This window comes from Palleniella intestinalis, assembly GCF_013166595.1.
GTDB lineage: Bacteria > Bacteroidota > Bacteroidia > Bacteroidales > Bacteroidaceae > Prevotella > Prevotella intestinalis.
The window spans coordinates 495,822-509,969 of the sequence record NZ_JABKKG010000002.1 but is presented as its reverse complement, the minus strand read 5'-3'; the positions used below and the strand labels follow the sequence as shown (position 1 = coordinate 509,969).

The following is a 14,148-nucleotide window of genomic DNA, read 5'->3' as shown; positions in this document are numbered from 1 at the left end:
AGGTCAAAGTTTTTTTTGATTACAGATGCAAAGGTACAACATTTTACATGTGGATTCCAAATTCCATAGGGGTATAAATGGGGGTATATACAATAAAATATCTTTGCCAGCCATACATTTCAACGAGAAAAATCACCACTTTTGCATAAACCTTGCTGCTGCTAAGTAACTGTTGAAAATTGATTTATACTAAAACGACGTTATTTTTTTAGGCGATTAGTGTGTTCCTGCACCGTTAAGTGATGAGGAAACGGCTGCTCTTTACCACAGTATTAAGGCAGGACTCTTGCGTAAAGGGTGGGGAATGTATGCTGTTGTTTAGTACAAAATGGACCTATGAACTTGTTTCTTGTCGCTTACAATTGGCAGTATGGCGGAATCTCGCGCAGGAAATGGTAGGAGTTGTTCACGTAGTCCATTTTGCAGCAATAATGTTTTTTGCCGTTTGAAACAATCAGGTAGTCAACATGCAGCAGCAGGTTGTAGGCGGAAATCTGGTCAAAGACTTTCTGCGTGATGGCTATATGCGGCGCTTTGTACTCTATAATCATGCGCGGACGGGCATCCGTGCCATAGAGGATGCTGTCGCAACGCAGCTTTTTGTCGCCGCATCTCAGTTCCACTTCATTTTGGAGCAGGGCAGGAGGATAGCCGAGATGCTCCATTAGGAAATGCACGAAATGCTGTCTGACCCACTCCTCGGGAGTAATCACGACATATTTTCTTCTCAGGACATCGAGAACAGACATTCTCCCGTTCTCCTTTTTCACTTTTATCTCGTATTGCGGAAGGCACAAAGAATCCATTTAAAATATCTGAATTTATTTTGATGTTTGCTGGAATAACTGTAAATTTGCAAGGCAAAGTCTGCTTCAGGGAGAAGGTCTTTAACTCACCTTCTTGCCGGATTGGAAGTGAATTTGCGAGACAAAGTTAATGTATTTATTCTTAAATTCAAAACAAAATGGCAGAAAAACGTTCCTCGGGTGTCACATTCGAGAGTATAATGAAAGATATGAAAGCCGGCAAGTTCTCGCCGGTCTATCTACTGATGGGTGACGAACCGTACTTCATCGACAAAATTTCCGATTACATTTCCGATAATGCCATAAAGCCGGAGGAGCGTGACTTCAACCAGATCACTCTTTACGGACTTGACACGAGTCCGTCGCAGATTATGGATGCAGCCCATGCAGCTCCGATGATGTCCGAGTATCAGGTCATCATTGTGCGTGAAGCGCAACTCCTGAAAGGCATAGAGCAGTTGGAGAAATATCTAAAATCTCCTATTGTTTCAACCATACTTGTGATATGTTACAAGAAGGAAGCTCCTAAGTCACAAAAGGGTTGGATAGGGGAGGCGGAGCGTAACGGTGTCTTCTTTGAGAGCAAGAAGTTGCGCGACTACCAGCTTCCGGGATTCATCTCCGGTTACGTGAAAACGAAGGGGGCTGACATAGAGGAGAAAGCCTGCATGATGATAGCCGACCATATAGGAGCAGACCTCAACAGGGTAGTGTCGGAGCTTGACAAAATTTTTCTTACTTTGCCGAAAGGCCGACAGCGTATCACACCGCAAGTTGTGGAAGAGCAGATCGGCATCAGCAAGGATTTCAATGTCTTTGAGCTGCGTGATGCCATTGTGAAGAAGGATGTTGTCAAGGCTAACCGTATTGCGAAATATTTTGACAATAATCCCAAAGCAGGAAATCTCCATTCCATAGTGCCGCAACTGTTCGGTTTCTTCCAGAACCTCATGCTTGCTTTCTATTGCCCTAACAGGCAGAACCAGGACGAACTCGCCGCCTGGTTGGGACTCAGGGGAGGGTGGGCTGCCCGTGACTACATAGCCGCCATGAAGGGGTACAATGCGATGAAGACAATGCAGATTATCCAGAAGCTCCGTACCATTGCAGCGAAGAGCAATGGCTTGGATAACCGTAGCGCATCGGAGCATGAGCTTATGCAGGAGATGATTTATTTTATTCTGCATTGACAGGTAGTTGGAGAATTTCAAATTTTCTCCAACTTTGCCAAGTGCTCTATTTATCATAATGGGAAAACTTAAATAAATTCATTTCGGGGTGTATTGAGTCCCATTGCCATATATATAATAAGGAGTGAGTTTTCTTATTTGCCCTATCTTTTTGTAGTGTTATATCGTTGTGCGGATTGTAAGCCTGTGGAGGCTTGCAATCCTTTCTTTGTATGGTGTATGTGTCTTGTGTGCTCCTCAGTGTTCTTCCGCTGTTTTGTGGGTTGTAGGCTGATTAACGATTTTTCACAGTGTATTACGCCCCAAATATGGCTGTTTTACCGTGCCAAAGCTCTATATAACCATGTACGGAGGGTGATTTTATGGATGTTTTGGTATAAATCCATAGAAAAACAGGTGTGTTTGTGGAGGAGCAAAATGTGCCTTCAGCCCTTTGTTTATCGGGGTTGTAGGCATTTTATGGTGCATAATTCGTGGCTTATATCCAATAAAAGCGTATGGGGACTCTGAAATTGCAAAATTTGCACGAAATGGATGGAATGTGCGAACCGGTAATTTAGCGTTAAGGTTTGTTAGCATGCAGAGATATGGAAGATATAAATCAGATATGTGAATTTTGATATACAAATACAAATTAATATACAAATTCAAATAAAACCCAAATAATTTAGAAAGCTAAATTAAATCGCATGAATTTGCAAATCAAAAGATTTAGAAATATAAATGTATGAATATGCATTAGTATAAATATACACTAATAACCTAAAACCCAATAATTTGCATGCGAAATATACAAAATTAAATAGTAAAAGTCGGCAAAAATAAAAATAAACTACCTTTATTATTCATAATATACGTAAACTACTGTGTTATAATCACTAAAAACTCAGAAAGATAATAAGATACGTTGTTTTTACTCTAAAATACGATATTATCGGCGAAAATTCATATTTACAAATATAAATTACAAAACTATAAATACCTAATCGTGATGTTTTAAATCTGAATATACAAACCTAAAATATACAAATAGTATAATAACATTTAAAAATGTTGTACATCTCAATTTTTATGTATAACTTTGTAAAGTCTTAAAAAACGGCATTAATCTCCGTATCAGCCACATGTTGGCATGTGGTCTTGGTACATCGGAGGACTGCCGGCTATGGATTTAACAATCTGTATTCCGCCGGCCGGCAGGCTGCAAGCCACTATTTGCGGACTTTCGAATTGTAAGTAAACACATTTATATCATATATGAAAGATAGAATCCGACAGCTGATGGAATCTCAGCAAATGAATCAGCAGAGTTTTGCAAATTTCATAGGAGTCTCTCCTGCCTCACTCAGCAGTATACTTCAGGAGCGTACCCGCCCCACCCTTAACATAGTGGAGGCAATAAGAAGCAAAATGCCTAACCTGAACACTGACTGGCTGATGTGGGGCGAAGGCGAGATGTTCCAGCCGGGAAGCACTGATGCGGTCAAGGAACCGGGGAGTCTTTTTGGCGATGACCCTTTGGCAGGAACAGACTCAAAGACATTGGACTTTGGGGGCAGCCAGCAGACGGCACGCTCTTCGGCAGGAGCGAATGCTTCGCAGCACACCTCCCGGCAGCAGCATCAAGGTGCTTCGTCATTAGCTGTTGATGCGAAAAATATTGACAAAGTGACACGTCGCATAACGGAGATACGTGTATTCTATGATGACCAGACATGGGAGTCGTTCGTACCAAAGAAATGATACCTTTGCGTATGAGGATATTTCCTGTGCGAGTGCCGATATATTGCCTTGGGATGTTGTCTTTACATAGTCGCTATATGTCAAATAATTTCATATTTATACTGCTGTTCTCCACTGTGGTAAGTGACCTGTCAGCCCAAGAAAAAGGGAAGGGAACTCGCTTCAGAGTGCTGGAGTATAACGTGGAAAACCTCTTTGATACATGCCATGACAGTCTGAAAAACGACACGGACTATTTGCCTGAAGGAACGTACAAATGGACTCGCAGCAAGTACTGGCGGAAGTTGAATGCCGTGGCACGCGGCATCACTCTCTCAAGTACTGACGATAGCAAATTTGTCCTACCTGCCATTGTCGGACTTTGCGAGGTGGAAAACGACAGTGTGATGCACGGATTGACCCGCAGGTCATTGCTTCGTGGGGCAGGATATGAGTACGTGATGACCGACTCTCCTGACCTCCGTGGCATCGATGTGGCACTGATGTACCAGCCGTCGGCTTTCCGTGTCGACACGAGTTACAGCATCCGTGTCGATACGATAGCAGGGATGCGCCCCACACGCGACATGCTTTATGTCCGTGGCGCGGCACTTTGCTCTTCCGATTCGATGCTCATGGAGTTCCCGGACGGCATCTTTCCGCTGCATGTCTTCGTGCTCCATGCACCGAGCAGGCGTGGAGGGGAGACGGCGACAAGGGAGTTTCGCATGACGGTGGCACGCCGTCTGATGCACAATGTTGACTCCATACGTGCTTTGGAGTCCCGTCCTCGCATCATCGTTATGGGCGATTTCAATGATTATGCGTCCTCAGCAAGCCTTGCTTACCTCGCAGACCACGGTTTGGTTGATGTCACAGCAGGGGCAGGAACGCGCGAAATCGGTGGCACATACCGTTATAAAGGTGAGTGGGGAAGCCTTGACCACATCCTCGTTTCCGCGGCCTTACAGCCCTGTTTCTGTGCCTCACGGATAGGTTCCCACCCCGATTTACTGGAGCCCGACAAGAAATATGGCGGTGTGAAGCCTCGCCGTTTCTTCCTCGGGCCGGTATCGCGCAACGGTTTCAGCGACCATCTTCCGCTGATTGCCGACTTTGCTTTCTGAATTATTGCTGTCCGGTAAACATATACAACACATTATCATTCATCTGTTTCAGTTGTGACAAGCCCCTATATTCGCATACAGCAACAGGCTTTCGCTGTAAAGTGTGGCGGAGCCACAGCCTTCATGGTAACCCACTGCTTCAGCAGTTGGGACAACAAAAATGCTCTCTGCATTGTGTGGTGGAACCACACCCTTTTATTGTGGGTGTAAGGAATTGAGACAGAAAGGAGTGTGGCGCTGCCACACATAACCAATGGAGATTATCTCAAATCCCCACTGCTGAAGCAGGAGGTTACCGTAAGGATTGTGGCTCCGCCACATCATTATGCGAAACATTTCTATGAAAATGTGATTTCACAACAACTTGTGGAGTTTTGCCGGACAGCAATATTTCTGAATGGTGTTTCCGCCTTTTGGCAAACCACAAGTATGGGTGTGGAATTAGAAAACTCACACTGTTTTTGCTCTCTGAGAATCGTTTGTAGAAAAATTATTGCCGGAAAGTTCGGAAAATCGCAAAATTTTGCTATTTTTCTAATATCTTATAAATCAGTCTGTTAGTTTTCTTTGCAAGTAGATTCAAGCAAAAAGACACTGCAATTCGTTACCAAAAACGCTGTAAAAGGTAACGAATTGCGGTGTCTTTCGTATTGCTTTACCTTGCAAAAGGTTACCTTTCGCAAGGTAATCCGTAACCTTTCGCATGCCGGAAGGTCACGTTTGGCATTGTCAAGCATGCTTTTTTGCCATGGAAAGCCATATTTTTCCCGTTATGATAAATAGAGCATTTGAAAACTCATGCAGAAACATTGATGCTTTTTTCATTAGTCATATTCTGCTTTCCCAAAGAGGTTATCATTATTATTTTAACCTTGTGTGGTGGCTATAAAAGGATATACATAGCTGTTTTTCATTGGAAAGACAAATAAATATTACGTTTTTCTTGCTATTATCCTAAAAAATCCTTATTTTTGCAGTCAGATTCGGACAGATGTAATTTCGTCCGATAAGTGCCTTGTCGCACATACTCTTTAATGTCAGTAATTAAAAACAAATGCTTATGAATTAAAAGAAGACAGGAAATTTACGCTTTCGGATGACATCATGAATATGTAACCATATAAGGATGTTTATCAATATTGATTATTATTAACCATACAAGAGAAGCGTTCCTGTCCGTACTTGTACATATTGGATTGAGCTTTTAGCTCTTGTTCTCCTTCATTTGAATACCGCCAATATTCCACATCCGAGGACAAGCAGACTGAAGGTTCACGTCTCTAAGGCGTGGACCCTTCTGTGCTTGTAGGATGTAAGGTCACTTGGCGGTAACCTAAATGAAGACAAGTCATGGATGGTTGCACGCCTTTCTTGTATTTAAAAACAAGAAAATGAAAAAGATATTATCAGTTCTGCTGCTGACTTTTTCAGTAGCATTGTATGCACAGAAGGATGTAACGAAATTCCTCGGCATTCCAGTTGACGGCACAAAGGCTGCCATGGTACAGAAATTGAAAGCAAAAGGATTCAGGAGTGACCCGACGCAAAGGGATGTGTTGGTTGGAACTTTCAATGGAAGCGAAGTCAATGTCCATATTGCAACGAATAATGATAAGGTGTGGCGCATTATGGTTTGTGATAAGAATACAAGAGGCGAAGGTGACATTAAGATAAGGTTTAACAACCTTTGTGAGCAGTTTGAGAATAACAAGAAATATATGTCGGCTTCATCAGAAGATGATTGGAAATTGTCAGATTCGGAAGATATTTCTTATGAGATGGCGGTGAATAGCAAACGATACCAAGCTGCATATTGCCAATTGCCGACATCAGCAGACACGCTTGCGGCACAGAAATGGGTACAAACAAAAATGTTAGAGAAATATTCTGCAGAAGAATTGGCTTCGCCAACAGAAGAGATTCAAAAAGAGTTCTTGGCAGGTACTATATTTTATTTGCTAAAAGGCAGTTATAAAAGATCAGTCTGGTTTATGATTAGTAAGTATATAAATGAGTATTATATATCCATGTTCTATGATAATGAATATAACATGGCAAACGGTGAAGATTTATAATGAAGATAGTATGGGAATAAAATTTGTTATACAGAACAATATAAATAACGTTAGGAATTGTCTGTTATTATTGCTTATGCTGTGTGCGTCTTCAACGGCATTAGCTCAGGATGAGGCGGAAACAGCCAAGCCGTTAATGGATATGGAGGTGGTTCGCAAAATGTCAATTCTTGATGTTGAAGGGAAATTTTATGATGATGTTACTATTTCTTTGAAATCAATAACACCCGATTATTTTATTTATGACCAATACAGAGTGAAAGTAAAGGCTGTTGATTCCAATGGAGCTACAATATATAAGAAAACATTGAAAGGTGTTTATCTATATGTATTCAAGAATGGACAAGTCCAGGTTGGTAAACGTAATTTTGACCAAATTGTTATTCAAAAATCATCACGGACAGGAGACTATATAGGAATTATTCGTGAAAAGGAGGGAGTTTATTAAACTCTTTCTCTAATTAATCTGATTTGTGGTATCTCTGCATTGTATGCAATTATTTAATTGCTGTATCAGACTTCGAATCTAATGAGCAAGGATGAAATTCTTATTTTATATACAAGAAAAGGGCTGCACCGTCACGGCGCAGCCCTTTAAGCCTTTCTGGAATAGTGGCGATTAAGCCTGGCTGATTGCCTCGTTAGGACAAACATCAGCACATGAACCACAGTCCACGCACTTCTCAGGGTCAATTGAATAGATATCGCCCTCAGAGATAGCTTCCTGTGGGCACTCGCTGATACATGTACCGCAAGCGATGCAGTCGTTGCTAATTACGTATGCCATAATTTGATAAAATTTGAGTGTTTATGAATGATTTAATTTGTATTCGTAGTACTGACTTTTCAGTACTGCAAAATTACAGAGAATTATTGAAATACCTAATAATGGGGATGTGAATCTTTCCTTTTTTAATTAGATTTAACAGTTTTCCTCGCTTCCACAGGCTATAATCCGCAGCCTTTCCGTCATGTTGTGAGGCATGAGTCGTGGTCAAAGCGATGAGATGAGATGTTTTGCGAGGAAAAACAGTGGTGGCACAAGCAATGCCGGAAGCATCTGCAGAGTGTGGCAGTTGCGCAGCTTCAGGAGGTCTATGCCTGAGGCCGCGATGAGTATTCCGCCGACGATGCTGAGTTCTGCCATCAGTTCGGGTGATATTGCCGATGCCGACATCTTTGCTATGCAGTAGAACATGCCCTGCCATAGGAACAATACCGGTGCTGCCCACATCATGCCTATGCCGTAAGTGGCGGCGAGGACGGCACTTGCAACAAGGTCGAGAGTGGCGTTTGTAAACAAGTAGGTGTGATCCTCTTGCAGTGCTTCCATGACAGGTCCGAGCATGGAGAATGTGCCGATGCAGTAGAGCAGGCAGCCGGTGGTCAGTCCGTCGGCGAGGGAAGGGCGGTTGCCTTTGCCTTCTTCCGCACCCTTTTTCTTACCGATTTCTTTCAGGCGTTCAATCCTTGTAGCCACACCGATGATGCTGCCTATTGCCATGGCGGCGATGAACAGCACCGGATATTCGCTCTTCGGCAGATTATGCACGAATGCGTTTGTTCCCAGCAGTATGGCACATAGTCCGAGTGCCGTGAACAGTGCTTCCTGATATTTTTCCCCGATGCCTTTTTTCAGTATGCATCCTATGACAGAGCCTACGATTATGCAGGCGACATTCATTATTGTTCCAATCATTGTTTAAGTGCGTGTTATTTATTTTTATCAAGGTGCAAAGTTACTAAAAAAATAGGTAAAATGGCATATAAAGCGTGAAAAATCCCTTTTTAAGTGCAGTTGTCCAAAGGTTTAGGGCTTTTTAGCTTTTTTGTTTGGAATGTTTGGTGGAATAGAATGTTTTTTGTAGCTTTGCAGGCGTTTTTGGTATAACAGTCACAACAGAATGAAGAAAATCCATGTAAAAGATGTCGGACAGACGGTGTTTCCGGTCTTGTTCGCCATAAGTTTCGCCCATTTCCTGAACGATATGATGCAGTCCATCGTGCCGTCGATATATCCGATGCTGAAGGACAAGTACGGTCTTACGTTCGGTCAGATTGGTCTGATGACACTCGTGTTTCAGATGACCTCGTCGCTCCTGCAGCCACTTGTGGGGCTTTATTCCGACAAGCACCCTCATCCCTATTCGCTGTCTACGGGCATGATGTTCACGTTCACGGGCATTGTCCTGCTGTCCTTTGCCGAAAGTTTCGGCACAATCGTGCTTGCAGTGGCGGTAATCGGCATGGGTTCGTCAATATTCCATCCTGAATCGTCGCGCATAGCGCAGATGGCGGGCGGTCAGAGGCGAGGCCTTGCGCAGTCAATCTTCCAGGTGGGAGGCAACGGCGGCAGTGCCATAGGTCCGTTGCTTGCTGCAATCATCATCCTTCCTTTGGGACAAAGGTCGATAGTTTGGTTTGCCATTGCCGCCCTTGTCGCGGGTTCTACCTTGTTCCCTGTTGGCAGTTGGTACAAGCGACAGCTTCACAGGATAAAGGCGAAAGCCGTTGTCCCCAATCCCGCTGTGCAGGCATTGTCACGCCGCAGGGTGCACATGACGCTGCTGATACTGTGCGTCCTGACCTTCTCGAAGTATTTCTACATGGCGAGTATGACAAGCTATTTCACGTTTTTCCTCATCGATAAGTTCGGTGTGAGCATACAGACATCCCAACTGTGCCTGTTCGCTTTCCTTGCATCCGTGGCAATCGGCACACTTGTCGGTGGCAGCATAGGCGACAGGTATGGGCGGAAATATGTGATATGGGGCTCTATCCTTGGCGCTGCTCCTTTCACTCTTGCCCTGCCTTATGTGGGATTCACGGCGACGGTTGTGCTTGCCATAATCATCGGTCTTGTCATCTCGTCCGCCTTTTCCGCAATACTTGTCTACGCCACCGAACTGAAACCAGACAAGATTGGTATGATGGCAGGACTGTTCTTCGGGCTTAACTTCGGTCTGGGTGGCATTGGTTCTGCATTCTTCGGTTGGCTTGCCGACAGGACAAGCGTGGAGTTCATTTTCCAAGTGAGCACATTGCTGCCGTTGTTGGGAGTGGTCGCAGGGCTGCTGCCTGACATAGAGCGCAAGCGGAAAGGATAGTAATCCAACGCTTCAGGGCTGACATTCCAAACGAGAATGTCAGCCCTGAAGCGTATTTGTGATGGTGTTAATCATGATGAACCATGATAAACCATGATAAATCATGATAAAACATGATGAGACATGATGCATCATGAGAAACCATGATTAATCAAAACCACGACCATCGACTCCCTTACCTTTCAATAATCCTGCCGCCGGTGGCATGCAATCGGAAGTGCACATCCCACTCCTCAGGCCAGCAAGGCAATTCCATAACCGTGCCGTCAGGCTTCTCCTGCAGCAGCATCTCTTGCAATCCAATCATTGCACTGCCACCACGGTTGAGGTCAGGAGCCCAGTCGAACCCTTGTTCCCAGAACGCCGGGAAACGGTAAGGGCCGTCGGCAAACTTCTCTTTCAGCAGGCGCACGGCGTCCTCTTTCTGCCCAAGACACGCCGCCCAGATATTATCCTGCTTCCAACCTCTGGCGGAACGCATCTTCAAGGCATAATCATCATACAGGTATGTGTTCACAGCAACATCCAAATCCTTCCTGCCCAAACCGTACACACGCCATGGGAACACAGGATAAAGCTGAGGCGTCTCCACATTGTTGATGCGCATCCACGCCTCCGCAGGTGCTATGCAACGCTTTCCGTCGATATAACGAACAGGAATCTCAGGTATGCGGTTGGTGATTGCTGTGTCAAGTCCGAACGCTGCAAGACCGCCATGGCGCTCGTTGATAGTCTCGACGACAGCCTTCAATGCTGCCACCACACTGCTTGGGTTGTACGCCATCTTGTATGTCTCGCAACCGGAAGAAGGGTAGAGCACCAGCTTGCCGTCCTCCGTGAGCTCCGTTGCGCCACGCTTCTTGGCAAGATAACGGTAATGCTCATCAAAGAAACGGATGCTTTCGGTTATCAGCGGACGGTATTTTTCGATGTCCATGCCGGCATATTCCTTAGCCAAAAGAATCATTTGGCAGAACTCCAGGACAGTGTCATACTGGTATTCCAGCCACTTGTTCTTCATCCATCCCGGGTCCTGACCCTCCTTGTGCTTGCCATATTCGGCAGGGTTCGGCAAACCGAAATTCTCTATCTGCTCCTCGAAGCATGCTCCTCCGTGCCCCCAATAGTGGCGTGTGCGCACCATTGCGCCGTCAAGCATGCGGAGATATGTGTCAAACTGCGACCTCATCATGTCCGTATCGCCAGATTTCAGCATAGGCCAATAGACCAGACGCTGATTCTGTGCCGTCATTGTGCCACCGCCCCAACAGCGGTAGTCAGGAGTGAACGTGCGGTTCTTGTCGACATGGACAGGGTCAAAGGTGAACAATCCGCCATTGAACTTTGACGGCCACTCGCCATAGGCGTTGCATCCCAGCATGTACCTGAACAGCTCGTAGTTGCGGAGTATGTGCGCCGCCTCGGCATTCGTACTCGTTATGTACGACCGCTGCCAGTAGTTGTGCCACCAAGCGGCAGACTTCTTCCTGCTTTCCTTGGCAGCCTGTGCAGGGGAAGCATGCTTTCCGAGGAATCGTTTAGGATAGTTCAAAGCTCCTTTGTTGTACAGCAGCTCGACAGCTACCGTCGTCTGCCTGAAAGGCTTTGACACAAAGTTCCATGCACGGTAGTCCGTAGAAGCATAAACGCCCTCTGATGTTCCGGCGAAAGTGAAGTCCGGACAAGTCATCCTGCCACCGAACGACAGGTCGCCGATAGGGTCGGGTATCTCACTTTTCACCGCTTCAAGCTGCTCATAAGCGACAGTGAAGTCGTAGACCGTCTCCTTTCTGTTGCGATGCTCGAAGGTTATGGCATGCTGCTGAGGGCGTATGGAGTCGGCGAAAGTGGCATGCTCGCCCTTCGTCAGCCATTTGTAGGAGAACTGCTGCGACGCATCTTTCGGCACAAGGCGGTCATGGTGACGCCACGACTCGTAGCTCAAGGTCGCCTTCACCGGTTTTGCAGACTTTATGTCGGCAAAGATTACAGGCGAACCGGTGTCCGCCCACAGGCGGATGGTCACACCTCTACCTTTTATATATATAGCACCTTCGTCAAGCACAAGCGACTGTGAGAAACCGTTTGCAAAGATGTCCTTGGCATTGTCCATACGAAGACGCAGTCTGCCGGCTTTCAGCAACGTGTTGTTCTCGTCAAAAAAGCCGCTGCGCGACATATAGACAAGCACATCGCCGTTCTCCACCCACACATTCATGCCTATGTCACCACCGCCACACGGCATCGACTCTGAGGAGTTTTTGCTCTGTGTCGTCCATGTGTAGGGTTGCGGCACATAGTCCGCAAAACAGGCTACGGCACAAAATGCAAGAAAAAACAAATTAAAGATTCTTTTCATTTTCAGTTAGTTATTGTTTTGGTTAAGTTCTTTTATTTTCCGTGTTGTCAGGTTTGTCTGTATTGTCAGTACTGTAAGTATTGACCAAATTGTCAGTACTGACCCAATTCCCAGCGAATCAATCACGCCATTTTCAGTTCTATCCTGAACGTAGTGCCGATGCCAACCTCGGAATGCTTCACATAAATCTGCCCATTGTGGTACTCCTCGACAATGCGCTTGGCAAGCGAAAGCCCGAGTCCCCAGCCACGCTTCTTTGTCGTGAAACCGGGGCGGAACACATCCCTGATGTCCTTCTTCCTTATTCCCTTGCCCGTGTCCGACACCTCGATGATAGCCTTTTGCCCAGCCTGTTCTATGCGGATGGTTATCGTTCCACTGCCTTCCATGGCGTCAACAGCATTCTTGCAGAGGTTCTCAATCACCCATTCAAAGAGCGATTGGTTCAACTTCACCACAATGTCCTCCTCCGGAAAGTCCCTCACCATGACCACCTTGCGCGATGTCCTGCGCTCCATGTACGAGATGACATGCTCCATGACCTCCTTCAGCGATGAGTCCACAGGCTCAGGCAATGAACCTATCTTTGAGAATCTGTCCGCGATGAGTTGCAGACGCTTCACGTCCTTGTCCATCTCCGGTATCAGTGTGTCGTCAGGATACGACTCCTTCAGTATCTCCACCCACGCCATAAGCGACGAAATCGGAGTGCCAAGCTGGTGGGCAGTCTCCTTTGAAAGCCCCACCCACACCTTGTTCTGCTCTGCCTTTTTTGAGGTCAGAAGGGCAAAAATGGCTATCACCACAAACAGCAGCACAACGCCGAGCTGCACATAAGGGTAGGTGGAAAGACGCTTTATCATCACCGAGTCGTCATAGCAAACTTCCAAATAGTCGCCACTGTCAAGGTCGATGCGTATCACCTGGTCCGCCTGCTTCCAACGCTTGGCAAGAGCACTCAGGCTTGCCGAGTCGTCACAGTCCGTGTTCCTCGAGGTCTGCACCTCACCTTTGGCGTCCACCACAATGACCGGAATCGTGTTGTTCCCGTCAATGACCTGCAGGACAAGGTTAAGGTCGGTCTCCTCGTCGGCATTGTTCAATGAGCGCATCGCCTCCGCCCACACCTCCATCTTCTTCTGTTCCTCCATGGCGAGGTCGCGGACAAGGAAATGCGAGACCACCAGCGACGCTCCTGCAATGAGCACCGCCATAGTGACAAGCACTATCTTAACCTGACGTATCTGATTGAACAACACCATTATTCCGTAAAGTTAATGCAAGCCGGACGCAGCAAGAGCCTGCTCTTATTGCTGAGGTGCGGCTTAACTTCTGCAAAGTTAACACTTAGTTCCCAATAATGCAAGAAAACAACCAAACAAAATTGCAAATCGTATAAAAGTCAACCGCTCTAAAGAGTCAATCGCTCAATGCAGGAACACTGCCGAGCATCCGTCACCTTTTGTTGCAGCATGGTTGGTATGTAGCTTTTGCACATCACGTCTTTCGTTTTGCATTGCAAGCATGGATGTTGGAAGAACAAATAAAGTACACTGTTTTTAACAAAATAAAGCGAATAATCGTTAATCCACACTCTGTAATGGATAAATGATGTTAAATTACCCCCCCGAAAAATTTATGCCATTATTTATATATACCTTTGCAATAAACAAGTGACATCTCTGCAATTGAGGGTGATATTTTCATAGCCTAATAATAAACTGAACCTCACTGATTTGAAACAAGTTTCATATATCATTTG

General features: G+C 45.6%; 11 protein-coding genes. 6 read left to right on the top strand and 5 right to left on the bottom strand.

Going from position 1 to position 14,148, the window contains the following annotated elements:
- Positions 1 to 356 precede the first annotated feature (356 nt).
- Entirely contained in the window at positions 357 to 806 is a 450-nt protein-coding gene (locus HPS57_RS04600; RefSeq protein WP_172180590.1) for a type I restriction enzyme HsdR N-terminal domain-containing protein, read from the bottom strand.
- 158 nt (positions 807 to 964) lie between these two features.
- Between HPS57_RS04600 and holA the strand changes: the two genes are divergently transcribed.
- The 5 genes from holA (at position 965) to HPS57_RS04575 (ending at position 7,368) form a co-directional block, all read left to right on the top strand.
- On the top strand, positions 965 to 1,996 hold the full coding sequence (gene holA / locus HPS57_RS04595; protein WP_172180588.1) for a DNA polymerase III subunit delta: 1,032 nt from the start codon (positions 965 to 967) through the stop codon (positions 1,994 to 1,996).
- Positions 1,997 to 3,253: 1,257 nt separating this feature from the next.
- The gene (locus HPS57_RS04590) at positions 3,254 to 3,739 is read left to right on the top strand and encodes a helix-turn-helix domain-containing protein (RefSeq protein WP_172180586.1); all 486 of its coding nucleotides are present in this window, start codon (positions 3,254 to 3,256) and stop codon (positions 3,737 to 3,739) included.
- Between the two features lie 77 nt (positions 3,740 to 3,816).
- Positions 3,817 to 4,845 (top strand): endonuclease/exonuclease/phosphatase family protein, encoded by a 1,029-nt coding sequence (locus HPS57_RS04585; RefSeq protein WP_172180583.1) that lies wholly within the window; start codon positions 3,817 to 3,819, stop codon positions 4,843 to 4,845.
- 1,391 nt (positions 4,846 to 6,236) lie between these two features.
- Positions 6,237 to 6,920, top strand: a complete 684-nt coding sequence (locus HPS57_RS04580) for a hypothetical protein (protein WP_172180581.1) — start codon at positions 6,237 to 6,239, stop codon at positions 6,918 to 6,920.
- Positions 6,886 to 7,368, top strand: coding sequence for a hypothetical protein (locus HPS57_RS04575; RefSeq protein ID WP_253946456.1), 483 nt, complete (start codon positions 6,886 to 6,888; stop codon positions 7,366 to 7,368). The genes HPS57_RS04580 and HPS57_RS04575 overlap by 35 nt, the downstream gene beginning before the upstream one ends.
- Positions 7,369 to 7,539: 171 nt before the next feature.
- Here HPS57_RS04575 and fdxA read toward each other — a convergent pair whose 3' ends face one another.
- Complete coding sequence (gene fdxA, locus HPS57_RS04570; RefSeq protein ID WP_135938583.1) at positions 7,540 to 7,707, bottom strand: 4Fe-4S ferredoxin; 168 nt, start codon at positions 7,705 to 7,707, stop codon at positions 7,540 to 7,542.
- Positions 7,708 to 7,914: 207 nt separating this feature from the next.
- Positions 7,915 to 8,619 (bottom strand): DUF554 domain-containing protein, encoded by a 705-nt coding sequence (locus HPS57_RS04565; RefSeq protein ID WP_172180576.1) that lies wholly within the window; start codon positions 8,617 to 8,619, stop codon positions 7,915 to 7,917.
- A gap of 205 nt (positions 8,620 to 8,824) precedes the next feature.
- Here HPS57_RS04565 and HPS57_RS04560 point away from each other — a divergent pair, with 205 nt between their 5' ends.
- Positions 8,825 to 10,027, top strand: a complete 1,203-nt coding sequence (locus HPS57_RS04560) for an MFS transporter (RefSeq protein ID WP_172180574.1) — start codon at positions 8,825 to 8,827, stop codon at positions 10,025 to 10,027.
- Between the two features lie 175 nt (positions 10,028 to 10,202).
- On the opposite strand, the gene HPS57_RS04555 is transcribed toward HPS57_RS04560, so the two are convergent.
- Together HPS57_RS04555 and HPS57_RS04550 are read right to left on the bottom strand one after the other, a co-directional pair.
- Positions 10,203 to 12,386 (bottom strand): DUF5703 domain-containing protein, encoded by a 2,184-nt coding sequence (locus tag HPS57_RS04555; protein ID WP_253946455.1) that lies wholly within the window; start codon positions 12,384 to 12,386, stop codon positions 10,203 to 10,205.
- A 122-nt stretch (positions 12,387 to 12,508) separates the two neighbouring features.
- Positions 12,509 to 13,648: a sensor histidine kinase gene (locus HPS57_RS04550; RefSeq protein WP_172180572.1), complete on the bottom strand. Its 1,140-nt coding sequence runs from the start codon at positions 13,646 to 13,648 to the stop codon at positions 12,509 to 12,511.
- Positions 13,649 to 14,148 lie beyond the last annotated feature (500 nt).

Bases quoted from the DNA above. Each gene is read 5' to 3' on its own strand.
- HPS57_RS04600 (WP_172180590.1), bottom strand. From the start codon at position 806: ATGGATTCTTTGTGCCTTCCGCAATACGAGATAAAAGTGAAAAAGGAG.
- holA (WP_172180588.1), top strand. From the start codon at position 965: ATGGCAGAAAAACGTTCCTCGGGTGTCACATTCGAGAGTATAATGAAA.
- HPS57_RS04590 (WP_172180586.1), top strand. From the start codon at position 3,254: ATGAAAGATAGAATCCGACAGCTGATGGAATCTCAGCAAATGAATCAG.
- HPS57_RS04585 (WP_172180583.1), top strand. From the start codon at position 3,817: ATGTCAAATAATTTCATATTTATACTGCTGTTCTCCACTGTGGTAAGT.
- HPS57_RS04580 (WP_172180581.1), top strand. From the start codon at position 6,237: ATGAAAAAGATATTATCAGTTCTGCTGCTGACTTTTTCAGTAGCATTG.
- HPS57_RS04575 (WP_253946456.1), top strand. From the start codon at position 6,886: ATGAATATAACATGGCAAACGGTGAAGATTTATAATGAAGATAGTATG.
- fdxA (WP_135938583.1), bottom strand. From the start codon at position 7,707: ATGGCATACGTAATTAGCAACGACTGCATCGCTTGCGGTACATGTATC.
- HPS57_RS04565 (WP_172180576.1), bottom strand. From the start codon at position 8,619: ATGATTGGAACAATAATGAATGTCGCCTGCATAATCGTAGGCTCTGTC.
- HPS57_RS04560 (WP_172180574.1), top strand. From the start codon at position 8,825: ATGAAGAAAATCCATGTAAAAGATGTCGGACAGACGGTGTTTCCGGTC.
- HPS57_RS04555 (WP_253946455.1), bottom strand. From the start codon at position 12,386: ATGAAAAGAATCTTTAATTTGTTTTTTCTTGCATTTTGTGCCGTAGCC.
- HPS57_RS04550 (WP_172180572.1), bottom strand. From the start codon at position 13,648: ATGGTGTTGTTCAATCAGATACGTCAGGTTAAGATAGTGCTTGTCACT.